This is a genomic window from Saccharothrix algeriensis (assembly GCF_016907655.1).
In the GTDB taxonomy this organism is placed as follows: domain Bacteria; phylum Actinomycetota; class Actinomycetes; order Mycobacteriales; family Pseudonocardiaceae; genus Actinosynnema; species Actinosynnema algeriense.
On record NZ_JAFBCL010000001.1, the window covers coordinates 5789498 to 5813132 of the forward strand.

A 23635-nucleotide genomic window follows, 5' to 3' on the forward strand; every position below is an offset into this window, starting at 1 on the left:
GCACCGCGCGGCGGACCCGCGTCGGTATGGTCGCGGGTCATGGGGGAGATGAGGACCGCGAAGGCTTTCGCGGCCGTGGCACTGCTGTTCGCCACGGCCTGTTCGGGTGCGCAGGAGCCGGTCGCGGCCACGGCTCCGCTCGCGGCGCCGGGTGATCGGGCGTACCTGCGCGGCACGTGCCCGGACAGGGTGGTCATCCAGACGAACTGGTGGCCGCAGGCCGAGTACGGCGCGCTGTACCGCCTGCTGGGCGACGACGCGAGGCCGGACGCCGACCGCAAGAGCGTGTCCGGCGCGCTGGTGAGCGGGGGCGTCGACACCGGTGTCACGCTGGAGGTGCGGTCCGGTGGTCCGGCGACCTCGTTCACCCCCGCCGCGAAGACGTTGTTCGTGGACGATTCGGTGCTGCTCGGCGGCGCCGACCTGGACCAGGTGGCCCAGGTGAGCGGGGAGCAGCCGGTGCAGTCGGTGTTCGCGCCGATGGACGCCTCGCCGGTCGTGCTGATGTGGGACCCGGAGACCTACCCCGGGTTCGGGTCCGTGCGCGACGTCGGCCGGTCCGATGCCCGCGTCCTGTACTTCCCGGGCTCGGTGTACGTGGACTACCTGACGGGTGCGGGTGTGCTGAAGAAGGACCAGGTGGAGGGCTCCTACGACGGCACGCCTGCGCGGTTCGTCGCCGAGGGCGGCAAGGTCGTGCAGCAGGGCTACATCACCAACGAGGTCTTCCAGTACGAGCACGAGATCCCGCAGTGGCGCAAGAAGGTGGGCTACGCGTTCGTCGAGGACGCGGGCTACCCGAACTACGTGGAGACCATGGCGATCCGCGCCGACCGCAAGGCCGAACTGTCGCCGTGCCTGCGCAAGCTGGTGCCGATGTTGCAGCAGGCCGCTGTCGAGTACGTCGCGGACCCGGCCGGGACGAACCGGTTGATCACCCGACTGGTCGAGGACTACAACGCCTACCCCTACAGCCTCGAACGCGCCGCGTACGCGGCCGAGGCGATGAAGCGGCACGAGGTGATGGGCAACGGGGCGAACGCCGTGATCGGCGACTTCGACACCGACCGCGTGCGACGCCTCACCGAAATCGTGCGGCCGATCTTCGCCGGGCAGGGCGCCACCGTGCCCGAGGACGCGCAGCTCGCCACCAACGAGTTCCTCGACCCCGCCATCGGCGTCGAATAGTGGAATGCGCCGGCCGTGAATTCTGCGGAGCACGGGAATCGCCCTCCCGTCGGCCGCGTGGTGGCGAGGTCGAGCGAAGTCGAGCGAGGTCGAGTGCGCGACGCGGTGACCGGGCGGGCAGTAGGCTGAACCCATGGGTTCCGTGCGACGGGGATCGCCGATGCGGGTCGGGGAGGACCCGGCGGCCGGGCCGGGTGAACCGGGAAGCGCGTTACCGGTGGTGCTCGCGCTGGACGGGGTGGCGAAGACCTACGCGGACGGCACGAGCGCGCTGGCGCCGGTGACGTTGTCCGTCCGGGCGGGCGAATTCGTGAGCGTGCTCGGTCCGTCCGGCTGCGGCAAGAGCACGCTGCTGCGGATCGCCGCAGGTCTCGCGGCGCCGAGCGGGGGCGTCGCGGACCGGCGCACCGACGAGGTGGCGTTCGTCTTCCAGGAACCGACGCTGATGCCGTGGCGCACGGTGCGGCGCAACGTCGAGCTGGTCGGGGAGTTGCGCGGGCTGCCGAAGGCGCGCCTGCGGGCGCGCGCGGCCGAGCTGATCGAACGGGTCGGGCTCGGTGGCTTCGCGGACCACCTGCCCGCCGCGCTGTCCGGTGGGATGCAGATGCGCGCGGCGCTGGCACAGGCCCTGGTGATGAGGCCGCGGCTGTTCCTGTTCGACGAGCCGTTCAGCGCGCTGGACGAGCCGACCAGGCAGCGGCTGGCGGACGAACTGCTCGCCGTGCAGGCCGCGGACGGGTTCGGCGCGGTGTTCGTGACGCACTCGGTGAGCGAGGCGGTCTACCTGTCGACCCGGCTGGTCGTGCTGTCCCCGCGGCCCGGCCGGGTGCTGGCCGACCTGCCGGTCCGCTTCCCGCGGCCACGTGACCACGAACTGCGCTACCACCCGGAGTTCGCGGGGCTCGCGGCCGAGGTGTCCCGGCTGCTGAGGGGCGCGACGCCGTGAAGTCCAAGGTCCTGCCGGTGCTCGCGGTGTCCGCGCTGATGATCGGCGCGTGGTACGTCGTCAGCCTGGTCGTGCTGGCGCCGCAGCGCCGGTTCCTCCTGCCCGCGCCGCACGAGGTGCTGCTCGTCGGGTTCGGCGACCGCGACAAGCTGCTGGAGCTGCTGTCCGCCCTCGTGGTGTCGGCGCGGGTCGCGCTGCTGGGACTGGTGATCGCGGTCGTGGTCGGGGTCGCGCTCGCGGTCCTGATGAGCCTGGCGAGCTGGGTCGAGCGCGCGGTCTACCCGTACGCGGTGGTGCTCCAGACGGTGCCGATCCTCGCGCTGGTGCCGCTGTTCGGCTTCTGGTTCGGCTTCGGCCTCGGCAGCAGGGTGCTGGTGTGCGTGCTGGTCGCGGTGTTCCCGGTCATCGCCAACACGCTGTTCGGGCTGCGGTCGGCCGGGCGGAACCTGCACGACCTGCTCAGCCTGCACCGGGCGGGCACGTGGCGCACGCTGGTGAAGCTGCAGTTCCCGGCCGCGCTGCCCGCCGTCTTCACCGGTCTGCGCATCTCGGCCGGTCTCTCGGTGATCGGCGCCGTTGTCGGCGACTTCTTCTTCAAGCAGGGCGAACCGGGCATCGGGATCCTCATCGACCTCTACCGGCAGCGGCTGCAGTCCGAGCAGATGTTCGCCGCGGTGCTGCTGTCGTCGGCGTTCGGCATCGTGGTCTTCTGGTTCTTCGGCTTCCTCGCCAAGCGGGTCGTGGGCGGCTGGTACCGGTTCGAGCGCGACGGCGCCCCGGGGTGAGAACCGGGGGTCGGACCGCCGTCGCCGCTCCCGGCGGTCCTCCGACCGCCGGGCTCAGAACCCCGAGGTGAGCCCTTCCTGCCTGCCGTCGTCCAGCCCGTAGACCGACTGCGGGCGCCGCTCCAGCACCCGCAGCACACCACCGACACCGGTCCGCACCCGCAGCACGTGCCCCGCGTCGCGCAGCCACTGCTGGACCTCCGCGGGCATGGACGAGTCGACCTGCAGGTGCTGCGGCACGCCCGCCTCGGTTTTGTCCGCCCCGGGCAGGTACGTCCACCGCGGGCGGTTCAACGCCGCCGACGGGCCCACCCCGTCCAACAGCATCGCGGCGAGCACCTGCGCGTTCCACTGGCACTGGCCGTCACCGCCGGGGGTGCCGCCGAGCAGGCGCACCCCGTCGGCGTCGCCGGCGCTCCAGGCGAAGATGGTGTTGACCGGACGCCGGCCGGGAGCGACGCCGTTCGGTTCGGTGGGGGAGAGGGTGGCGCTGCGGCCCAACCGGTTGCACAGCAGCAAACCCAGCTCGCCGATGCCGACGCCGGAACCGAAGCCCAGTCCGAGGCTCTGCGTCCAGCTCACGCTGTTGCCCGCCCGGTCGGCGATCGCGAAGTGCGTGGTGTCGCCCTCGCGGTAGTGCCCGGCGTACCGGGTGGCGGTGGGCCTGTCCGGGTCGACTTCGGCCGCCAGTTCCGCGAGCACCGCCTCCGCCAGCGGGTCCGCGGGCGGCGTGGACACCGGGTCGCCCAGGTGCTCGATCCGCCACGCGTACGTCTGGTGGAAGATCTCCGACAGCAGGTGCACCCCCGCCCCCGAGTCGGCGCTGTGCCCGCCCCTCAGCCGCGCGTAGAGCAAGAGGTTCTGCAGCAGCAGCACGCCCTGCGTCGGCGCCGGGTTCGTGGCGACCCGCGCGCCTGCCACCGACGCGGTGGCGGCGGGCACGATCTCCCCGACCCGCACGCGGCAGTCACCGGGCGCGAAGAACCCGCCCAACCGGTCGCTGAGCCTGGTCACGCTCGCGTCGAGCTCGGCCTCCAGCTCGTCCACCGAATCGGCCATCAGCCGGTACAGCGCGGCGAGCCCGGGGTTGGGGAGCAGGCCGCCCACGGCGGAGGGCGTCGCGTGCGGCCCGTACAGCCCGGCGAACTCCGGCTGGCTGAGCACCGCCAGGTTGTCCTGGATCCAGCGCGCCGTCTGCGCGGTGACCGGGGTGCCCTGCTCGGCCAGCGCGACGGCCGGCGCGACCAGCCGGGACCACGGCATCGTGCCGTGCCGGTCGTGCAGGGCGCACCAGGCGCCCAGCAGACCCGGTGTGGTGGCCGACTCGATCCCCCGGCCGGGCACGGTCCGGTGGCCCCGCGCGGCGAAGTTCTCCACCGTGGCGCGCGCGGGCGCCCGGCCCAGCCCGGTCAACGACCACGCCTCGGGCGAGCCCGCGAGGTGGAACACCGCCGCCGCGTCACCGGCGGGACCCGACGCCATCGGCATCGCCACCGTCAGCACCGCCGACGCCGTGATGGCGGCGTCGAACACCGTGCCGCCCTCGCGGAGCACGTCCAGCGCCGCCAGCGTCGCGGCCGAACTGCCGGTGGACACCATCGCCCGCGCGCCCCACTGCTGGCGGTCGCGCAACACGTCACGCATGATCGCCCTTGCGCAGCCTCAGGAACACGCTCGCGTGCACCAGCTCCACCTCTCCGCCACCGAGCACCGAGCGCAGCGCGTCGACGGCTTCGCGGGCGGGCACCTGCGCCGCCGTCCACGGCCCACCGCTGGCCACCCACCAGCGGGCGCGGACCTCCGCCGGGACGGAGGCGGTCCGTTCCACCACGAAGGCGTCCCGCACCTCGAACCCCGCGGCGCCCGCGAGTTCCTCCGCCGCCGCCACCGTGAGCCTGCGCGCCTCGAACGGGTCCGGCTCGGACAACCCGGTCAGCCGGGCCAGCGCCGCCCGGGACTGCTCGGCGAACCGGTCCGTCGCCGCCGTGCGGCCCGCCGTCGCCACGCAGGCCAGCCCACCGTCGACCAGCAGCGCGTTCATCGTCGCGAACACGTCGGCGAAGCGGGGGTGCATCCAGTGCAGCGCGGCGTTGGAGAACACCGCGTCGTAGTGCCGATCCGTCGCCACATCGGGAAAAGCGCCCTGCGCGAAGCGCACCCGCGCCGGCCAGCCCTTCGCCTCCGCCACCGCGAGCATGTCGGCCGACACGTCCACGGCGTCGATGTCGGCCGAGGGCAACCGGTGCACCAGCGCCTCGGTGAGGGCGCCGGTGCCGCAGCCGATCTCGTAGACGGCCCTCGGTTCGGCGGGCCGGGGGTGCAGCCCGGCGACCAGCTCCGCGTTGCGGAACTGGACGCGCCGGGCCAGCACGTCGTAGTCGGCGGCGCTGTTCCAGCGGTGGCCGGCGGCCGTCACGTGCGCACCACCTGCGGCAGGCCGATGATCTCGCGGACCTGCTGCGGGGTGGCGGGCTCGCGGCCCATCTCCCGCGCGATGCGCACGATGCGCTCCACCAGCCGGGGGTTCGTGGTGGGCTCCCTGGTCCTCCAGTCCAGGTACGGGTTGTCCTCCAGGCCGACCCGGACGTGCCCGCCGAGGCTGAGCGCCAGCGTGTTCGCGGCCAGCTGGAACCGGCCGATGCCCGCGAACGCCCAGGTGGACGGCTGGGGCAGCGCGCCGAGCACCGCGGCGGCGTTGGCCGCGCTCACCTCGGCGGTCCCGATCGAGCCGAACAGGACGTTGAGGTAGTACGGCGGCTGGAGGACGCCCCGGGAGATCAGGTAGTTGGCGTAGTTCACCATGCCGACGTCGAAGATCTCCAGTTCCGGCACGATGCCGCGCTCCCGCATCGCGCGCGCCAGGCCCTCGATCGTCTCCGGCGAGTTCACCGAGGGCCCGGACACGAAGTTCATCGAGCCCAGCGTGAGCGACGCCATCTCCGGGCGGGCCAGGCCGTCCACCGTCAGCGACGCGGCGCGCTTGTCCAGCTCGGACCAGTTCCGGCCGCTGGTGGTGACCACCAGCACGATGTCCGGCGTGAGCGACACCACCGCGTCCACGATCTCGGTGAACCGCCGCGGGCTCCAGGTGGGCTCCTCGTCGTCGTCCCTGGCGTGCAGGTGGACCATGCCCGCGCCCGCCTCGTAGCAGCGGCGGACGTCCGCGGCGATCTCCTCGGGGGTGATGGGCACGTCCGGCACCTTCGCCCGGCGCGGCACCATCCCGGTGGGACACAGGTTGACGATGACCTGATCGGGAAGACTCATAGCCCTCAGCTCTCCTCGGTCGCGGACAGCCGCCACACCCCGGTCCACTGCCCCGGGGCGGGCGCCTGCCCGGCGGGCCGGCAGCGCAACGTCGCGCCACCGTCGATGTCGATCAGTTGGTGGTCGTCGGCGGCAGGGGCGCCCGCACCGAGCACCACGGCGTGCCCGGGGGCCAGGTCGCGTTCCACCGCAGGCGCCCAGCGGTAGCGCCGGACGTCCGGGGCCGCGCGCCACAGCGGTTTCGCGGACGCCCAGAAATCGGTCAGCGCGGGCGGTGGATCGGCCCACACCGACTCCCGGTCCGCGAAGTCCCGCCACAGCCAGTACACGCACAGCTCGGTCCGGTCGTCCGAGCGCACCAGCACCTGGTACCTGAGCAGCCCCGGCACGCGCAACGCCCGGCCCAGCACGACGTTGAGCCGCAGCAGCTCCGCGCCCTGCCCGGGGCGCGCGAACTGCCTGCCCAACACCGCCACGGCGGCGCCGCTCATCCGGCGCGCCCGCCGCCCGACGAGTCCAGGTGACCCATGAGGACGTCCTTGACCCTCAGGTACTCGGAGTTGTGCGGACTGACGAAGCCGCCGTGCGGCACCCGCTCCACGGTCAGACCCGCGTCGACGAGCGCTGCGACCTTGCTCGGGTTGTTCGTGGCCAGCCGCAGTTCGGACACGCCCAGCCGGCGCAACGCCTCGGCGGCGGCGCGGTAGTCACGGGCGTCGACGGGAAGGCCGAGGTGGACGTTCGCGGCCACCGTGTCCAACCCCTGCTCCTGCAACGCGTACGCCTTGATCTTGTTGACCAGGCCGATGCCCCTGCCCTCGTGCCGGGGCAGGTACAGCAGGATTCCGTGCTGCACCTGCGCCATCAACCGCACCGCGGCGACGAGTTGCGGTCCGCAGTCGCAGCGCAGCGACGTCAGGATGTCGCCGGTGAAGCACGCGCTGTGCAGGCGCACCAACGGCGGTTGGTGCGGGTTCGGCTCCCCGTGCACGAGCGCGATGACGTCCTCACCCCCTTCGGGGTCGCCGAAGACGTGCAGCGTGAAGTCGCCGTAGGACGTCGGCAACTCGCAGCTGGCGAGCAACGCCGTTGTCGGCACTTGATCGTCCCCCCCATCAGCCAACGTGTCGCTTCAGGCGCGGTACCGGTCGATGCGGCCGATGGCGCCTTCCGGTTTCCAGGACAGCAGGGGGATGTGGGCGTTGACGGTCTGGCCGTTGTTGAGCAGGGCCGAGGAGGGGTGGTGCAGGTGCAGCATGCGGTCGCCGTACTGGTCGAACGCCGTGGCCAGTTGCACCCTCAGCACGAAGTCGAGGTCTTCGCGCCCCCATCCCTCGAACCGCTCGTCCATGCCCCCCACCGCGTCGAACACGTCCCGCCGCAGCCACACGCACAACCCGGGAGCGCGGTGGACCACGAAGCCGCGCAACCGGTCCGGGTCCGCCTCGGCCCGGTCCGCCACGCAGCGGTCGGCGATCGCGCGGGCCGTGGCGGGCTCGTCGACGTAGACCACGTCCCGGAACGGCAGGAACCCGCCGGAGCCGTCCCGGTCGAACCGGGCCACGTTGCGCCCGATGAAGTCCCTGTCCACCAGGGCGTCCGCGTCGAGGACGCAGACGAGCGGCGCCGGTCGCGCGGTGGTGGTCACGCCGACGTTGACCGTCCAGCACTTGTTGAACGGCCCGTCGTGCGGTGCGAACACGTGCTCGTCGGCGTACTTCTCCACCAGGTCCCGCCACCGCGGCTCGTCGTCGGACTCGACGACCGTGACGTGGTAGGTCGACCGGTCGACCCCCTGGTCGGCCAGGGCCTTCAGGCAGGCGGCCAGGTTCCGGCTCCGGTGCCCGTCCCCGTCCCGGTTGCGGAACGGGATCACCACCTGCGCCGCCGGTTCCCCCGACCCACCGGGTCCGGCTGCCTCCCACCGCCGCCAGTCGTCGCTCGTGGTCGCCGTCCGGTCGTAGGCGTCGCCCACGTGGTAGCCCAGCCGGGACCGCCGCAGCAGGTCCCACGCCGCCCGCGCCAGCCCCTCCGCCTCGCGGCCGGGACCGTCGATCACGGCCTTCGCCAGCGCGCGGACCCGTTGCCAGTCGGCGGCGCTGCCCGGGTCGGCCTCCAAGGCCGCGACGGCGGCGGACAACTCCGCGTCACCACAGGACCCGACCGCGTCCACCACCGCCTTGAGCAGGCCCTGGGTCCGGTGCCAGTAGTACGGGTTCGCGCCTCGCGCCCCGTCGTCCACCTTCAACACCACGGCATCGGCAACGGCGCGCGCAGGCTTGTCGGAGTCTGCTGACGGCCTCATCTGTCCTCTTCTCATGCGGTAGCTGGTTGCTGCGCGGACTCGTCCCGCCGCGGCGTCTTGTCGTCGATCTCCGGGGGGAGCCGCCGGCGCAGCAGGGACAGCACGAGCGCGCCGGCCGCGGCGAACGCGGCGAACACCTGCCACACGGCGGTGGCCGACATCGCGAGCAGACCTCCGGCGATCGCGGGTCCGCTGATGTTCGAGACCGACCAGGACATCTGGAAGACCGACACGTAGCGGCCCCGCCAGGCGCGCGGCGCCGCCGCCACGGACAGGCTGGTCGCGGCCGGGCCGGCGGCGGTCTCGCCGAGCGCGAGGAATACGACCCCGGCGAACACCAGCGCGACCGCGAGGGCCGTGCCGGTCGTCGCCGACGCGGACGCCAGCAACGCGATCGCGACGAGGAAGAAGCCCGCACCCGCCATCGCGGTCGTGGTCCTGCGCAACGCGCCCAGCCGCGCGGTGACCGCCGACTGGAGCACGGCGGCCAGCACCATCTTCACCGTCAGCGCCGACGCGGCGACCCACACGGCGAGCACCGTGTGCTCGGCCACGTACAGCGGCAGGACCAGCGACGGGATCAGCCAGGCGAACGTGAGCAGCGTGTTCGCCAGGGTCAGCGCGAGGTACCTGCCGTCGCGCAGGAGCGCGGGCCAGCCGCCCCTCGGCACGGCGGCGCGCGCCGTGCGACCGCCGCGCACCGAGGCGAACAGCGCCCCGGCGACGAGCGACGACGCGATGTTCAACGCCAGCACCACCCGCAGCCCGCCGCTGCCGCCGAAGGCCAGCGCCGCGGCGCCGAGCGCTCCCCCCGCCGCGAGGCTCGCGCTCTTGGCGACGTTGACCAGGGAGTACCACCGGTCGAGCCCCTCGTCGCCGACCTGCTCGCCGACGAACACCGGCCACGTCGCCCAGTACATCCGGTCCGAGAGCGTGACCAGCGCGACACCGCAGACCAGCACGGCCAACCCGGTGACGTGGAAGTAGAAGGAGAACCCGATCGCCGCCACCACCGTCTGCGCCACCAGCACGCTCCGGGCGCCGACGCGGTCCACGAGCTGCCCGATCAGCGGTGTGACCGGCAGCCCGACCAGGCTCGCCACCGTGACGGTGAGGCCGAGCTGCCCGAGCGGGATGTCGGTGTTCTCGGACAGGTAGAGGAACGCGAGCGGGAAGAACGCGCCCGCGCCGACCGTGTCCACCAGCACCGCGACGAACAACCGGCGACGGCCGGCCGGGGTCGCGGTCACCGCCCCACCGCGCGTTGTCCACAAAGGACAAGAAACGCCACGAGTCGTACCCCCCCGAACATCGTCGGACGACCCTGCGGCCGTCCTCGTCCATGTATACCACCGAATGCGGTCGGACCGGGCAGGGCGGCAGGGCGGCGCCTCGGGCTGCTCAGGGTGACGAAGGCGCCCTGGTTTGCTCCCTTCGGGTGGTTTCCACTTCGCACTCGCGGTGGTGGGGGGAACGTTCGCCATAGTCACATCCACGCCGTCCGGCTCTGGGGTCCCGACGGCGATCCGAGACGAACTCCTCTAGCTCGAAGGGGCTTCGATGTCCAGGACAGATCGGGGCACTGGGGAAGACCCGGCCGAGATCGCTCGCCGGGTGCAGGACGGAAGCCTCTCCCGACGTGGCCTGCTCAAGTTGTTCGGTGTGTCGGCGGCGTCGGTCGCGCTGGCCTCGACCACGGGGACGGCGAGCGCGACACCTCTCTGCTACGACTACGTCATCGTGGGGGCGGGGTCGGCCGGGTGCACGCTGGCCGCGCGCTTGCTGGCCGACTCGTCGGCCAGCGTGCTGCTGATCGAGGCGGGCGGGACGAACGACCTGCCGGTGGTGCGGGACTTCACGAGAGCGGGGGAGACCACCGCGCCGGGTTCCGGGCTCGTCTGGCCGTACCAGTCGGTGCCGCAGCAGCAGTTGTCGAACCAGCCGCAGTCCTTCGTGTCGGGGAAGCTGGAGGGCGGCAGCAGTTCGGTCAACGGGATGGTGTGGGTTCGGGGCAACCCGGCCGACTACGACAACTGGGCCGCCCAGGGCGCCACCGGCTGGGACTACGCGGGCGTGCGGCCGTCACTGGACGCGCTGACCGGGCCGATCCGGCCGTCGAGCGAGCTGACGCAGCGCAACCTGCTCTCCCAGGCCACCGTGAACGCGGCCGTCGACATCGGCTACGCGTTCAACCCCGACTACAACGGCGCGACCCAGTTCGGTGTCGGGTACACGCAGCTCAACGTGGTGGACCAGGTCCGGCAGGACGCGTTCACCTCGTTCCTGACCCCGTACCTCACCGACCCGCGCCTGACGATCATGACGGACGCGGAGGTCGCGCGGCTGACGTTCACCAGCCGCAAGGCGGTCAACGGCGTCGTCATCAACGCGGGCAGCCGCCGGTTCACGGTCCGGGCCGACCGGGAGGTCATCGTCAGCACGGGCACGGTCAACACGCCCCGGCTGCTCCAGCTGTCCGGTGTCGGCGCGGCGTGCGACCTGCGCCCGCTCGGCATCCCGGTCGTCGCCGACGTTCCGGGTGTCGGGCAGAACCTGCACGACCACCTGATCTCGGTGGTGCTGAAGAAGCTCCGCGCCCCCGAGCCCGCGTCGCACCTCACCGCGATGGACGTCAGCGCGTTCACCGGCAGCGGACGGGTGCCGGGCACCCCCGCGTACCAGTTCCAGGTGTACTACACCCGCAACGGGTACCCGCCGTACCCCGGGAACTCGACGTCGATCGGGGTGATCAACCTGCACCCGACCAGCCGGGGGTACGTCAAGCTGCGGTCCGCCGACCCCTCCGTGCCGCCGATCATCCAGCCGAACTTCCTCCAGACCGGCGAGGACCTCGAAACCCAGCTGGCGGGCTACGAGCTGGCCCTGGAGTGGATCAACTCGCCGGGGCTGCGCGACTGGGTGACCGACGACGAGTCCATCCCCGGTCCGGGCGTCGACACCAGGGAGGAGCTGATCCAGGCGGTGCGCACCTACTCCCAGGGCGACTTCCACGCGGTCGGCACCTGCCGGATGGGCACCGACGAGCAGGCCGTCGTGGACCCCCAGCTGCGGGTGCGCGGCGTCACCGGCCTGCGGTTGGCCAGTGCCGCGGTCATGCCCAGCATCACGTCGGGCAACACCAACGCGCCGTCGATGATGATCGGCGACCGGTGCGGGCGGCTGATCCTGGGACTCGCCTGACACCGCGCCCGGGCGGGCAGCCGGTCGGAACCGGCTGCCCGCCCCCGGCCGAGGCGCCGACGGGCCGCGCGCGCCGCGCTGGTCAGGAAACCCGGCCGGCGTCGCGCACGGCGTCCACCGGGACCCCCGGGGAAGCCCGCCACAGGTCGGCGAGCCGGTCGACGGAGAGCCGGTCGAACGCTGTCGTGACCCCCGGCAGGTCGTGCGGGATGAGCTCGGCGGCCAGCGCGCACTCGGTCCACCGATCGCGCGCCCCCCACTCGCGGACCTCGCGCAGCGCCTCGTCCAGGCCGACCACCTCGCCGTGCTCGCGGCGTGCCGCCAGCCGTGACCGCATCCGCTCGCGCCCCCGCGGCGTCAGCCCGTCGAGCAGGGTCGACAGGTCCAGGCTGACCGGGTCCGACGGCGCGGCCGATGACCACGGCCCGGTCCCGCCGCCCGTCGCCGGCAGCGCGAGGAGCAGCTCGACCGCCGGTGCGCCGCCGAGGACGTACACGTCGCGCAGCAGGTCCGCCGGCTCGTCGGGGCAGTGGACGAACGCGATCATGCGGTTGGCCATGCCCAACTCGGTGCGCAGCTGCCCGGCCCTGCGCAGGCCCGCGTTCGACGACCCCTTGCGCTCGGCGACCCACATCGTCAGCGGCACGTCCCCACCGGGGACCTCCCGGCGCACGAGCAGGCACCGCGACGGCTCGCGTTCCGACATCAGCACGTGCAGGCGAACCCGGTCGCTGGTCGCCTTGACCCACGGGTAGGACCACAGGGCGTGCGACCTGGCCGCGTCCAGCTCGGTGTCGAACGAGGACACGGCCGACAGCCCGTGCGCGGCGAGGAACCGGCGCACGGCGGCCAGGCGCCCGCTCACCAGGGCTTCCGGTTTCACGACCACCAGGGCCAGATCCCACAACCGGGCGGCGAGGTCGCCCCCGCACCCGTCGGCGACGGCCATCGCCGACCGGGTCAGCGGGTCGGCGCGGTACGCGCGCTCCTTCTCCTGGAGCCTGGTCAACGCCCCCCAGCCGGTCCCGCTCACCTCAGCAGCTCCCGGGCCACCGAGGCGAGCTCGTCCGCGCCGATGCCGTAGTGCGCCAGGACGTCCAGCTGCGGGCCGTTGACGATCGGCTCGTCGGGGATGCCGAGCCGGCGGAACCGCACCCCGATCCCCTCGGTCATGAGCGCCGCGGCGCACGCCTCGCCGAGGCCGCCGTGCAGGCTGTGCTCCTCGGCCACGACCAGCGCGCGAACGCTCCTCGCGACGTCGAACAGCGCTCCGGTGTCGAGCGGCCGGACCATCGGCATGCTGACGACGGTCGCCTCGACCCCGCCGAGCGCCAGCACCTCCGCCGCGCCGAGGGCGACGCCCACCGTCTCGCCGGTCGCGATGACGCCCACGTCGCCCCCGGTCCGCAGCCGGGTGGCGCGCTCGACGGACACCGGCTCGGCCGAGGGGCCGTGCACGCAGGACAGCGCGCGTTTGCCGAACCGGACGTACATCGGGCCGTCCGTCGCGGCGGCCAACCGGATGGCCGCCTCCGCCTCGCAGTTGTCCGCCGGCGCGACGACCGGGATGCCGGGCATCGCGCGCAGCGCCGCGTAATCGGCGATGGAGTGGTGCGAGGCGCCGAGCGCGCCGTAGCTGATCCCGGCGCTGATCCCGATGAGCCGCACGGGGTTGCCGCTGTAGCTCACGTCCACCTTGATCTGCTCCAGCGACCTGGCCGTCAGGAAGCAGGCGGGGGAGATGACGAACGGCTTCATGCCGCACGCCGCGAGCCCGGCGGCCACGCCGACGAGGTTCTGCTCGGCGATGCCGACCTCGACCACGCGGTCCGGGAACTCGCGGGCGAACGGTTCGAGCTTGCCCGATATCCGCGAGTCGGCGGTGAGCACCCGGATGCTCGGGTCCGAGCCCGCGAGGTCGCGCAGGGTCGCGTCGAGCACTTCGAGGTTCGCCGAACCCGGTTCGGCCGCGGTCCGCCGGCTCATGCCCGGCTCCTCAGCTCCGCGATGCGGTTGTCGACGTCCTGCCGCGCGATGGCGTACTCCTCGTCGTTCGGCACCCGGTGGTGCCAGCGGATGTTGTGCTCCATGTACGAGATGCCGCTGCCCTTGACGGTGTCCGCCAACACCATCGTCGGGCGCCCGGGCACCGTCGGGGCCGAGGAGAGGGTGTGCTCGACCAGGGCGAGGTCGTGCCCGTCGATCTCGTGCACGTTCCACCCGAAGCTGGTGAACTTGTCCGACAGCGGCTCGGAGTCCAGGATCTCCGCGGTCGAACCCGCGATCTGGTAGCGGTTGCGGTCGACGATGGCCACCAGGTTGTCCAGGTCGTAGTGGCTCGCGGACATCGCGGCCTCCCACACCGAGCCCTCGGCGATCTCGCCGTCACCCATGAGCACGAACACGCGGTAGTCGAGCCGGTTCTGCTTCCCGGCGATCGCCATGCCGACCCCGAGCGACAACCCGTGCCCCAGCGCGCCCGTGGACTGCTCGATCCCCGGCACGCTGCGGGTCGCGTGACCGACGAGGTCCGTGCCGAACCTCAGGTAGGTGTCCAGCAGCGCGCGGTCGAGCAGCCCGGCGCCGGCGAGGACCACGTACAGCGCCTCCACCGCGTGCCCCTTGCTCTGCACGTACCGGTCCCGCTCCGGGTGGCGCAACGTGTCGGGCGAGATGCGCAGGACCCGCTCGTACAGCACGGTCAGGATGTCCAGGCAGGACAGGCTGCCGGCCATGTGCCCGTTGCCCGCCGAGCGGATCAGGTCGATGACGTCCATCCGGTACCCCATGGCCCGGACCGCGAGTTCGACGTCCGCTCGGACGTCGTTGGCGGTGCTCATAGAACTCCCCTTCTGAGCCCGAGGGCGGATTGTCGGTACAGCGGGTCCCCGGCGCGGAGGTGGTGGTGCCGGATCAGGAAGTCGAGGACCACGAGGTTGCAGTCCGGTTTGAACTCGCGCGACCCGGTCACCGTGCCGATCAGCTTCTCGACCGGGTGCAGCTCGAACCCGGCGACCTCCGAGTCGACCGGCCTCGGCACGAAGTCCGCCGGCAGTTCGAGGTCGAAGACGTGGTTGACGTCGCGGGAGATCACGTCGCCGTGCTCCATGAACATCGTGACGGCGCTGGTCGGCCGGATCGGCTCGACCAGGTCCGCGTCGATGCCGGCCTCCTCCCACGCCTCCTTGCGGGCGACCGCCTCGGGTGTCATCGACGCGATGACCCCGCCGGCCACCACCTGGTCCAGTCGGCCCGGGTAGGTGGGCTTGTCCGCGGACCGCCTGGCGACCCACATCAGCACGTCGTCCCCGTCGCGCACGTAGCCGTTGACGTGGGCGCCGACGTTGATGAGCCCGAACAGCCGCGTGAGGGCCCGTTCCATCCGCAGGACCACCGGGCCGCCCGGGTAGGGCACGACGTCGTACGGCTCGTTCCGCCAGCCGGGCACCAGGTCGAGGTCGTGCCACCGCTGCGCCAACTCCGCCACCGCGGCGGTCCGCAGGCTCGGCGTCGCCAGGTCCTCGTCCAGCATGACCAGGTCGGGGAAGACCGTGAACGCCCGTTCCGCCCGGATGAGGTCGAGCCTGGTGCGGTTGATCCACCCGAGGTGGAACCCGCCGGCCGCGAAGGGCACGTACTTCCGCAGGTCCCGTTCGTTGCAGATCGAGCCCCAGTCGTAGGTCCGCCCGCCGGCGTGGTCAGATGTCGGCAATCCGGCTCCCGGCGGGATCGTAGTAGAAGAGCATCTGGCGGCGGTCCTTCACCGACTCGTACAGCGCGCGCAGCTCGGGCAGCCGACCCAGCCGCTGCTTCTCCGCCCGCAGGATGCTCCGCAGCGTCTCCAGGGTCTCTTCCAGGTCGTGGTTGGTCACGTGGTAGTGGTGCATGTCCACATAGGACAAGTCCTGCACGCCCATGTTGAACTTCAATTGGAGCTTGTCGCCGTGCTCGGACGAGCGGCCCGCCAGCCGGTCCCGCAGCACCTCCATCGAGGGCGGCGCCACGAACACGCCGACCACCTGCTCCGGGAACGCGCGCTGGAGGTTCAGGTACAGCTGCGGCGTGTAGTCGAACAGCAGGTCGCGGCGTTGTTCGATGGCGTCGAGGAGCGGTTGGCGCGGAGTGCCGCTGTAGTAGCCCTTCTGCGGGTTGACCCACTGCGCGAGCTGGTCGGTCTCCACGAGCTCCCGGAACCGCGCCCGCGAGACGAAGTCGAAGAAGTCGTCGTCGTTCACCCCCGAGGTCGGGTCGGGTGGGCGGCGGTTCCGGGTCGTGACGTTCTTGACGTACCCGATGTCGGGATCGGCCTTGAGCCACCTCCGGATCAACGTGCTCTTCCCGGTCCCACCGGGGCCGGAGAGGACGAAGAACACGGACGACGAGCGCCCGTCCAGCTCGGTGGTCATGTGCTCCGCGATGTTCGCGGGTGGGACGACGGTCATCGGTTCACCCCTTCCTGGGGTTGTGCTGGGCGTGGTCGTGGGTCGCGGCTCACAGCGACTCCTGGTACAGGGTGCGGATCAGGTCCACGTCGATGTCGGGCACCGGGTCGTTCCCGGTGTCCCCGGTGACGCCGCCCACGAGCGCGTCGACGTCGGTGGCGCGGAACCCGTGGGAGCGCAGAGGAGCGCCGACTCCGGTGGTGTCGAGCAACCGGGTGACGGCGGTGACCGCGTCGTCGGCGCCGAGCGCCTGCGCGACCGTCGCGAACGCGCCCTCGGCGTGCGGTTGCGCGTGGCGCAGCCAGGCCGGGTAGACCGCCGCCAGCCCGCGCCCGTGGGAGATCGTCACCCGCGGCACCGAACCCATCGCCTGCTGCAGGCGGTGGGGCAGGCAGGTGCTCGCGTTGGCGACGTTGATCCCGCCGAGCAGGGCGGCGAGGGCGAGGTCCGCCCGCAGCGCGGGATCGTCCGCGCCGGCCGCCAGCCGGGGGAGGCGGCTGCCGAGGATGTCCAGCGCCCGCACGGCGAGCGCCCTGGTCACCGGGTTGGCCTTCCGCGCGACGTACCCCTCGACGGCGTGGGTCAGCGCGTCGAACGCAGAGGCCGCGACGACCGGGGCCGGCACCGTCCTGGTCAGTTCCGGGTCGATGATCGCGACCCGGGGGAACAGGCTGTCGCCGCGGATGCCCGACTTCAGCGCACGGTCGTCGTCGGTGACGATGGCGCCCTTGGTCACCTCGGCCCCGCTGCCGGTGACGGTGGGCACGGCGATCACCGGGAGGGCGTCCTCGACCGCCGGCAGCGTCGTTCCGACCAGCGGCCCCACCGGCCCCACGCGCAGCCCCACCGCGACGGCCTTGCCCGCGTCGATCGCGCTGCCCCCGCCCAGCGCGACGACCACGTCGCACCGCGCCCGCGCCGCGACCCCGACCGCGGCGTCCACTTCGGACGCGAGTGGTTCCGGGGAGATGTTGTCCGACACCGCGACGGCGAGGCCCGCGCGTTCCAGCTCGGCCGAGGCCGCCGCGAGCAGGCCGTGCCGCCGCGCGGCCGTCCGCCCGCAGACCAGCAGCGCGCGACCGCCGTACCGCGCGGCGTGCCCGCCCAGTTCGGCGAAGCGGCCGGCTCCGAACACGACCGCGGTCGGGGTGTGCAGGTCGATGATCACGTGGTGCCCTCCGATCCGGTCCGCACGGCGTCGAGGACGGGGCACGTGCCGTGCGCGAGGAAGTGCAGCGCGGCGCCGCCACCGGTGGAAACGCGTCCCTCCCACGGTAGTTCGGCGATGGTGTCCCCGCCCATCAGCAGGGCGTCGACCCCCGGCGCGGCGAACGCGGCCAGGAGCTGTTCGGCGCTGTCGCGGAAGCCCGCCGCGTACCGGCAGGGCGTGCCCGCGATGAACGCCCGCCCGCCGTCCCCGACCAGCCGGGTGAGCGCGTCGCGCAGCCACGGCAGGGGAACCAGGTCGGCGATGGACCACCCGGGCGGGATCTGTTCCACCGCGACGGTCCGGGCGGCGCCGCCGCGCGTGACGACGACGTGCCGCGGGATGTGGATCCTGGCCCGGTTGGCGCGGCCGAGCACCGCGCGCGCCACCCGGAGGCAGCCGTCGGGGTCGTCACCGAGGTCGGAGGCGCCGACGTCGTGGCCGAGCGCCCGCAGCAGCGAGTTGAGCACCACCCCACCCGGCACGACCACGTCGTAGGCGCGGCTGACCGCGTCCAGCCCGATGACGGTCTTCTCCCGCTTGACGCCACCGAGCACCGCGACCGAGAAGCGGTCGGAGACGCCTGCCCAGGGTTCGAGCAGGGCCACCTCGCGGAGCACGCTGTCGGTCACGTAGCCGGGCAGGAAGCGCAGGATGCCCGCGTTCGACGCATGAGCCCGGTGCGCCTTGGAGAACCCCCCGACGGCCACGGCGTCACCGAGCGCGGCGAACCGGCGGGCCAGCTCGGGGTCGTTGCGCTGCTCACCCGCGTGCCGGCGGGTGTTGCCGAACAGGGTGGCCGTGCCGGGGCGCAGCGCGCGGGCCAGCCGTGCCGCTCCTGCGGTGTCGTTGTCCCGCACGTAGCCCACCGCGGACCCCAGGCGGTCGGTGAGGTACGCGGCGACGTGGTCGAGCTCGTCGGCGTCGCCGTGGCTGCCCTGGTGCGACAGGATCGCCACCCGCCCGCCCGCGTGGAGGATCCGCTCCAGGTCGGGTAGCTCGGCGTCGATCCGCACGGTGTCCCGCAGGTCCGGCGCCACGTTGAACCCGGCTGAGTAGACCCACCGGTCACCCGGCCGGATCTCCTTGTCGCGCAGCCTGTTCACAGCGCGTACGCCGTCAAGCCGGCGCGTTCGTCGAGGCCGAGCTGGACGTTCATGTTCTGGATCGCGGACCCGGCCGCGCCCTTGACCAGGTTGTCGGTCACGGCGACGACCCTGGCGACGCTCCCGGCGCGGGCCACGTCCAGACCGAGGTGGCAGAAGTTCGAGCCCACCACGTGGGTCAGGTTCGGGTAGATCTCGTACCTCTTCTCGTTCAGCTCACCCCGCTTGGGCAGCGTGTTGACGAGGACGAAGTGCTCGGTGTCGTGGCCGTCGCCGTAGAACCCGGTGTACAGCTCCAGCAACTCGTCCCGCGACTTCGCGGCGCCGAGGTGGACGTCGGCCCGCAGGTGGATGCCGCGGGCGAAGTTGCCGTGGGCGGTGTCGAGGTCCACCGTGACCGGGTGCCCGGTCAGCGTGGACAGGAACGCCTCCAGTTCCGGGCCGTGCCGGTGCCCCTCCAGGCTGTAGGACAGCATCGCCCCGCTCACCTCGGCGTGCATGATCGCCTTCTTCGGGGTGTTGCCGGCGCCGGTCGTGCCGTTGACGGCGTGGATGCCGACCGGTGCGCCCGGCCGCGCCAGGTCGGCGCGCAGGAGCGGCGCCAGGGCGAGGATCGCGGTGATCGCGTAGCACCCGGGGTTGGCGACCAGCCGGGCTGCGGCGATCTCCTCCCGGTTCAGCTCGGTCACCCCGTACCGCGCCTCGCGCAGCAGTTCGGGATCGGCGTGCTCCGCGCCGTAGACCCGCCGGTAGCCGGACGGATCGGCGAACCGGAAGTCCGCGCCGAGGTCCACCACCCGCACCCCGCGGTCGACGTAGTGCCGGGCCCGGCGCATCGCCTCGCCGGACGGGGTGCAGAAGAAGACCACGTCCAACTCCTCGGCGCGGTCGGCCAACTGCTCCGCGGACCGGAAGTCCAGCCCGCTGCCGGCCAGGTTCGGGTGCACCTCCGCGAACGCGGCCCCGGAGCGCGCGGTGGGCAGGATCGTGCGGACCGCGGGGTGGCCGAGCAGCAGTCGGCACACCTCGCCGCCGGTGTGCCCGGTCCCGCCGACCACGCCCACGACCAACCCCTCGGAGCGCGTCATCGCTCTCCCCCTTCGCCTGCGCAGTGCAGCATGACCTTGCCGACGACACCCGGCCCGCGGTCGAGCACCCGCATCGCCTCGGCCGCGCGGGTCAGCGGGAACCGGTGCGTGATCAGCGGGACCGGGTCGATCGCACCCGAGGCCAACCGGCTGATGACCGCGGCGAAGTCGCTCGCGGTGGACAGCGCCGAGAACCGCACGGTCAGCTCGGCGGAGACCATCGGGTTCACCGAGCAGGTCTGCGGACCGGAGAAGTAGCTCACCACGACCACTTCGCCTCCCGGCCGGGTGACCGCGCACGCCTCGTCGAGCACCCCGGGGTGCCCGGACGCCACGAACGTGACGTCGGCGCCGCCGGGCAGGTGCGACAGCACACCGCGCACCGCACCACCGCCCGCCGCGTCCACGTACCCGTCCGCGCCCGCGTGCGCGGCGAGCACCGCCTTGCCCGGCCCCAGGTCCGTGCACACCACCCGGCGCGCGGAGCGCTGCCGGGCGACGAGCGCGCAGGACAGCCCGATGGAGCCCGAACCGAGCACCGCGACGGAGCGCCCGCGCAGGTCGCCCGGCAGGCAGGCGGCGTGCCAGGCGATCGACAGCGGCTCCACCATGGCGCCGGCCTCGGGGTCGATGTCGTCGGGTAGCGCGAAGACCATGTTGCGGCGCAGGACGACGTACTCGGCGAACGAGCCGTCCCAGCCCCGGTGGCACAGGTTCGCCTTGTCCCGGCACAGGTTCACCGCGCCCGTGCGGCACGCGGCGCAGGCGCCGCACGGGGAGAACGCGGCCGAGCACACGCGCTGACCCGGGCGCAGGTCCGTGACGCCCTGGCCGACCGCCTCGACGACCCCGCACAGCTCGTGCCCGAGCACGATCGGCGCCGTCTTGTACGGGTGCGTGCCGTGGAAGGTCGCGAGGTCGGAGCCGCAGATACCGGTGGTGAGCACCCGGACGAGCAGGTCGGTCGGCCCGATGCCCGGGCCGGTGACCGTGCGGACCTCGATGGTGCGCACGGCGTCGAGGACGGCCGCCACGTGGTTCCGCATGGTCAGCACACCCGGTTCGGCACGTCGCCGCCGTCGAGCGCGAGGACGAGCGAGTCGACCACGACGTGCCCGATCGCGCGCTGGGCGTCGGCGGACATGGCCCCGATGTGCGGGGTCAGCACCACGTTGTCGAGCCGGGTCAGCGGGCTGGTGCTGCCCTCGTCCACGTGGACGTCGAGCGCGGCGCCCCGGATGACACCGCCTCGCAGCGCGGCGAGCAGCGCGGTTTCGTCCACGACCCCGCCGCGCGAGACGTTCACCAGGTAGGCGGTCGGCTTCATGGCGCCGAGCTGGGCCGCGCCGATCATCGAGCGCGTCCGGTCGGTCAGCGGGACGGCTGCGCACACCACGTCCGAGTCCGCCAGCAGCCGGGGCAGGTCGACCAGCTCCACGCCCCGGTCGGCGAGCTCGGTGCGACGGGACTCCGAGAGGCGCCGCGCGGTGGCGAGGATCCTCGGCGAGAAGCCGGAGGCGATCCGGGCGATCCGCGAGCCGATGTTGCCGAACCCGATGATGCCCAGGGTCTTGCCGGCCAGGCCGTCGCCCTCCAGCGCGTGCTTGTTCCACACGTCCGCGCGGACCTGGCGGTCCGCCAACGAGATCCGGCGCATCACGTTGAGCGCCAAGCCGATGGCCAGCTCGGCGACGGCGCCGGCCGACCCGCCGGGGACGTTGAAGACCTGCACCCCGGCTCGCCGGGCGGCGTCCTGGTCGATGTTGTCGACCCCGGAACCGGCCCGGGCCACCACCTTCAGCCGGCGGGCGCGCTCGAACACCTCGGCCGGCAGCCGCGCCCCGCTGCGCAACACCACCGCGTCCACGTCGGACACCAGGTCCGGCAGGAGGTCCGGTGGGGGCTGGAGCCGGATGACGACGTCGAAGTCGGCGCGCATCCGGTCGACCGCCTCCGCGTGGATCGGGTCGAGCACGAGCACCTTAGGTCTGGCACGCCTGGCGCGGTCCACAGTCTCCCCTCGGGCCGTGAATCGAAGGCGCGGCAGGATTCCCCGGTGTCCGGGTCCGCGCCGCCCGGTGGCGATGTTAACCGACGTTCTCGGGCGTGTCACCATTTGCGCGTGCTTGCCGGAGGGGCTGGCAGGGAATTGGCCGGAGCTCGCGCGGATCTTACTGGAGGAACCCCGCGCGGCTTCCCCTCCGGTGTTCGATCAATGCGGTTCCACGAGCCTCCGTTGATCGTCTCGGGTGGTGGACGCCCTGGTCACGGTGCTCTGTTGACGCTTCATTGGTCCCTGCGTAACCTCGGATTCACGGCCGATGGGCCCGGCTGGTAGCCGTAGGGCAATGGGCCGGGACATTGGGGGACGTGGTGCTTGGGATTCTTCTTGTCCGGTCGCGGTACCGGTCGCGACCCTTTGTCCAAGTGACGATTTCGGGTGCGTTCGAGCCCGCCGGCTGCCGCCTTGGTGGGCTCGCTGGCCGATGACAACTTTGGGATGCCGATGCAGAAAGCAAGCTATCCTTCGTTTCGTTCGGTGCTCGCCGGGAGCGGGGTCGTCCGCATCGCCGGGGCGCACGACGCACTCGGTGGCGTGCTGGCCCAGGAGTCGGGCTTCCAGGGCGTGTGGTCGTCGAGCCTGGAGGTGTCGGCGGCCCGGTGCCTGCCCGACGCGAGCCTGTTGACGATGACCGAGTACCTGCAGGCCGCCGCGAACATGCAGAAGGCGCTGAGCATCCCCGTGGTGGCGGACTGCGACACCGGCTACGGCAACGCGATGAACGTGGCCCACATGGTGCACGAGTACCAGGCCGCCGGGATCACCGCCGTGAGCATGGAGGACAAGCTGTTCCCCAAGATGAACAGCTTCGTCGCCGGTGGCCAGGCGCTGCTGCCGGCCGAGGACTTCGCGCACAAGATCGAGACCGCGAAGAACTCCCAGCAGGGCGACGACTTCTTCGTCATCGCGCGGACCGAGGCGCTGATCAGCGGGCAGACCGTGGCGGAGGCGCTGGAGCGCTGCCACCGCTACGTCGACGCCGGCGCCGACGCGGTGCTGATCCACTCCAAGGCGCGCACCAACGAGCAGGTCCTGGAGTTCCTGGCGGCTTGGCGGGGGCGCAGGCCCGTCGTGATCGTGCCCACCACGTACCCGGGTTGGCACTTCGAGGACGCCGCCCGCGCGGGGGTCTCCGTGGTGATCTACGCGAACCAGGGGCTGCGCGCCGTGATCGCGTCGCTGCGCGCCACGTTCCGGTCGATCTACGAGCACGGCGAGTCGACGGCGCTGGAGGACGGCATCGCGTCGGTCTCCGACATCTTCTCGCTGCAACGGTTGTCCGACTGGCGCAAGCTCGAGGTCTGAGGTGGCGCGGGCCGGCGAGGGGCGGGTCGGCGCGGCGCCCGGAGCCGGGGGATCGGGATCGCCCGGAGAGGTCGGCGAGCGGGCGCCGGTCGGGGCACCGGACCCCGGGCCGTGCCGGTGCGGCCCTGGGCACGCCTCCCGGTCGCCACGTCGCTCCCCGCCGACCCGCCGCGGAGTGGCGGGGGACGGCGGCCGCGTCCGGGCGCCGGCCGAGGTCGGGAACCGGCTGCCGGTGATCGTCGTCAGCGGGCGACGCGCCGGGTGATCGACTCAGCGGGCGACGCGCCGGGTGATCGACGGGGTGCGCCGGCTGCGCGCCGCCGCAGGGCGCGATGACGCGCACGCCGGCGCGCTGCCGTTCGCGGGCGGGGCGGCGACGAGGACGCCTTCGCCGCGCCGTCCGGCTGAACGCCGGGCTTCGGGAACCACCATCCCAAGTGGACTGACAGGCGGCGGGCGCACGTGCCGGCCGTGACGCCGATCCGCTACCGGCGCCCCGATCGGCGCCTCCGCCACGCCGGCCGACCGCCGCCACCCCGTCCGCACCGGGCGCCGACCGCTCGGCGCACCGAACACGGGCGCCGGGTTCCCGAAGTCCACGACCGGACCGGCCGCGCGGCGCCGGGCCGGTGTGCAACCCGGGAAATTCCTCGGTTGCACAGTGCTCCCACGCCCGCCCCGGCCGGGCGGCACCGCCCTGCGGGCTGCCTTCGCGGGCCGCTTCCCGGATCGT

At 72.7% G+C, this 23635-nt stretch carries 22 protein-coding genes; 5 read left to right on the top strand and 17 right to left on the bottom strand.

Annotated elements, in window-relative coordinates; genetic code table 11:
• The first annotated feature begins 39 nt into the window (after positions 1-39).
• From JOE68_RS26410 to JOE68_RS26420, 3 genes are all read left to right on the top strand, one after another.
• Positions 40-1188 carry an ABC transporter substrate-binding protein gene (locus JOE68_RS26410; RefSeq protein ID WP_204844997.1) on the top strand — a complete coding sequence of 383 codons (1149 nt, stop codon included), beginning with the start codon at positions 40-42 and terminating at the stop codon, positions 1186-1188.
• A gap of 133 nt (positions 1189-1321) precedes the next feature.
• Entirely contained in the window at positions 1322-2134 is an 813-nt protein-coding gene (locus tag JOE68_RS26415) for an ABC transporter ATP-binding protein (protein ID WP_204844999.1), read from the top strand.
• Positions 2131-2919: an ABC transporter permease gene (locus JOE68_RS26420; RefSeq protein WP_204845002.1), complete on the top strand. Its 789-nt coding sequence runs from the start codon at positions 2131-2133 to the stop codon at positions 2917-2919. Before JOE68_RS26415 ends, JOE68_RS26420 begins: the two co-directional genes overlap by 4 nt.
• 54 nt (positions 2920-2973) lie before the next feature.
• Here JOE68_RS26420 and JOE68_RS26425 read toward each other — a convergent pair whose 3' ends face one another.
• Genes JOE68_RS26425 through JOE68_RS26455 form a run of 7 tightly spaced genes read right to left on the bottom strand, consistent with a single transcriptional unit; the run spans position 2974 to position 9741 of the window.
• The gene (locus JOE68_RS26425; RefSeq protein WP_204845003.1) at positions 2974-4563 is read right to left on the bottom strand and encodes a gamma-glutamyltransferase; all 1590 of its coding nucleotides are present in this window, start codon (positions 4561-4563) and stop codon (positions 2974-2976) included.
• Positions 4556-5335, bottom strand: a complete 780-nt coding sequence (locus tag JOE68_RS26430) for a class I SAM-dependent methyltransferase (RefSeq protein ID WP_204845005.1) — start codon at positions 5333-5335, stop codon at positions 4556-4558. Before JOE68_RS26430 ends, JOE68_RS26425 begins: the two co-directional genes overlap by 8 nt.
• Complete coding sequence (locus tag JOE68_RS26435) at positions 5332-6186, bottom strand: beta-keto acid cleavage family enzyme (RefSeq protein ID WP_204845007.1); 855 nt, start codon at positions 6184-6186, stop codon at positions 5332-5334. The genes JOE68_RS26430 and JOE68_RS26435 overlap by 4 nt, the downstream gene beginning before the upstream one ends.
• A 5-nt stretch (positions 6187-6191) precedes the next feature.
• Entirely contained in the window at positions 6192-6677 is a 486-nt protein-coding gene (locus JOE68_RS26440) for a putative quinol monooxygenase (protein WP_204845009.1), read from the bottom strand.
• On the bottom strand, positions 6674-7285 hold the full coding sequence (ribA, locus tag JOE68_RS26445; protein ID WP_204845011.1) for a GTP cyclohydrolase II: 612 nt from the start codon (positions 7283-7285) through the stop codon (positions 6674-6676). The genes JOE68_RS26440 and ribA overlap by 4 nt, the downstream gene beginning before the upstream one ends.
• A gap of 33 nt (positions 7286-7318) precedes the next feature.
• Positions 7319-8491 (bottom strand): glycosyltransferase family 2 protein, encoded by a 1173-nt coding sequence (locus JOE68_RS26450; protein WP_204845013.1) that lies wholly within the window; start codon positions 8489-8491, stop codon positions 7319-7321.
• An 11-nt stretch (positions 8492-8502) separates the two neighbouring features.
• Positions 8503-9741 carry an MFS transporter gene (locus tag JOE68_RS26455; protein WP_204845015.1) on the bottom strand — a complete coding sequence of 413 codons (1239 nt, stop codon included), beginning with the start codon at positions 9739-9741 and terminating at the stop codon, positions 8503-8505.
• Positions 9742-10153: 412 nt separating this feature from the next.
• On the opposite strand from JOE68_RS26455, the gene JOE68_RS26460 reads away from it, so the two are divergent.
• Positions 10154-11692, top strand: coding sequence for a GMC family oxidoreductase (locus tag JOE68_RS26460; RefSeq protein WP_307820049.1), 1539 nt, complete (start codon positions 10154-10156; stop codon positions 11690-11692).
• Positions 11693-11774: 82 nt separating this feature from the next.
• On the opposite strand, the gene JOE68_RS26465 is transcribed toward JOE68_RS26460, so the two are convergent.
• The 10 genes from JOE68_RS26465 to JOE68_RS26510 are packed head-to-tail and all read right to left on the bottom strand — an operon-like array spanning position 11775 to position 21510.
• Complete coding sequence (locus JOE68_RS26465; protein ID WP_204845018.1) at positions 11775-12725, bottom strand: hypothetical protein; 951 nt, start codon at positions 12723-12725, stop codon at positions 11775-11777.
• A complete protein-coding gene (locus JOE68_RS26470) occupies positions 12722-13678 on the bottom strand; it encodes a transketolase family protein (protein WP_204845020.1) in 957 nt (318 codons plus the stop codon). The genes JOE68_RS26465 and JOE68_RS26470 overlap by 4 nt, the downstream gene beginning before the upstream one ends.
• A complete protein-coding gene (locus JOE68_RS26475) occupies positions 13675-14532 on the bottom strand; it encodes a transketolase (RefSeq protein WP_204845022.1) in 858 nt (285 codons plus the stop codon). Before JOE68_RS26475 ends, JOE68_RS26470 begins: the two co-directional genes overlap by 4 nt.
• Entirely contained in the window at positions 14529-15404 is an 876-nt protein-coding gene (locus tag JOE68_RS26480) for an NUDIX hydrolase (RefSeq protein ID WP_204845024.1), read from the bottom strand. Before JOE68_RS26480 ends, JOE68_RS26475 begins: the two co-directional genes overlap by 4 nt.
• On the bottom strand, positions 15391-16134 hold the full coding sequence (locus JOE68_RS26485; RefSeq protein WP_204845026.1) for a guanylate kinase: 744 nt from the start codon (positions 16132-16134) through the stop codon (positions 15391-15393). The genes JOE68_RS26480 and JOE68_RS26485 overlap by 14 nt, the downstream gene beginning before the upstream one ends.
• A gap of 49 nt (positions 16135-16183) precedes the next feature.
• Positions 16184-17302, bottom strand: a complete 1119-nt coding sequence (locus JOE68_RS26490; protein ID WP_204845028.1) for an iron-containing alcohol dehydrogenase — start codon at positions 17300-17302, stop codon at positions 16184-16186.
• Positions 17299-18447, bottom strand: a complete 1149-nt coding sequence (gene pgk, locus JOE68_RS26495) for a phosphoglycerate kinase (RefSeq protein WP_204845030.1) — start codon at positions 18445-18447, stop codon at positions 17299-17301. Before pgk ends, JOE68_RS26490 begins: the two co-directional genes overlap by 4 nt.
• Positions 18444-19535, bottom strand: coding sequence for an N-acetyl-gamma-glutamyl-phosphate reductase (argC, locus tag JOE68_RS26500; protein WP_204845032.1), 1092 nt, complete (start codon positions 19533-19535; stop codon positions 18444-18446). Before argC ends, pgk begins: the two co-directional genes overlap by 4 nt.
• Positions 19532-20581: a zinc-dependent alcohol dehydrogenase gene (locus tag JOE68_RS26505; RefSeq protein WP_204845034.1), complete on the bottom strand. Its 1050-nt coding sequence runs from the start codon at positions 20579-20581 to the stop codon at positions 19532-19534. Before JOE68_RS26505 ends, argC begins: the two co-directional genes overlap by 4 nt.
• A gap of 2 nt (positions 20582-20583) precedes the next feature.
• Complete coding sequence (locus JOE68_RS26510) at positions 20584-21510, bottom strand: hydroxyacid dehydrogenase (RefSeq protein ID WP_307819912.1); 927 nt, start codon at positions 21508-21510, stop codon at positions 20584-20586.
• Positions 21511-22074: 564 nt separating this feature from the next.
• Between JOE68_RS26510 and JOE68_RS26515 the strand changes: the two genes are divergently transcribed.
• Positions 22075-22902, top strand: a complete 828-nt coding sequence (locus JOE68_RS26515; RefSeq protein ID WP_204845037.1) for an isocitrate lyase/phosphoenolpyruvate mutase family protein — start codon at positions 22075-22077, stop codon at positions 22900-22902.
• The last annotated feature ends 733 nt before the right edge of the window (positions 22903-23635 follow it).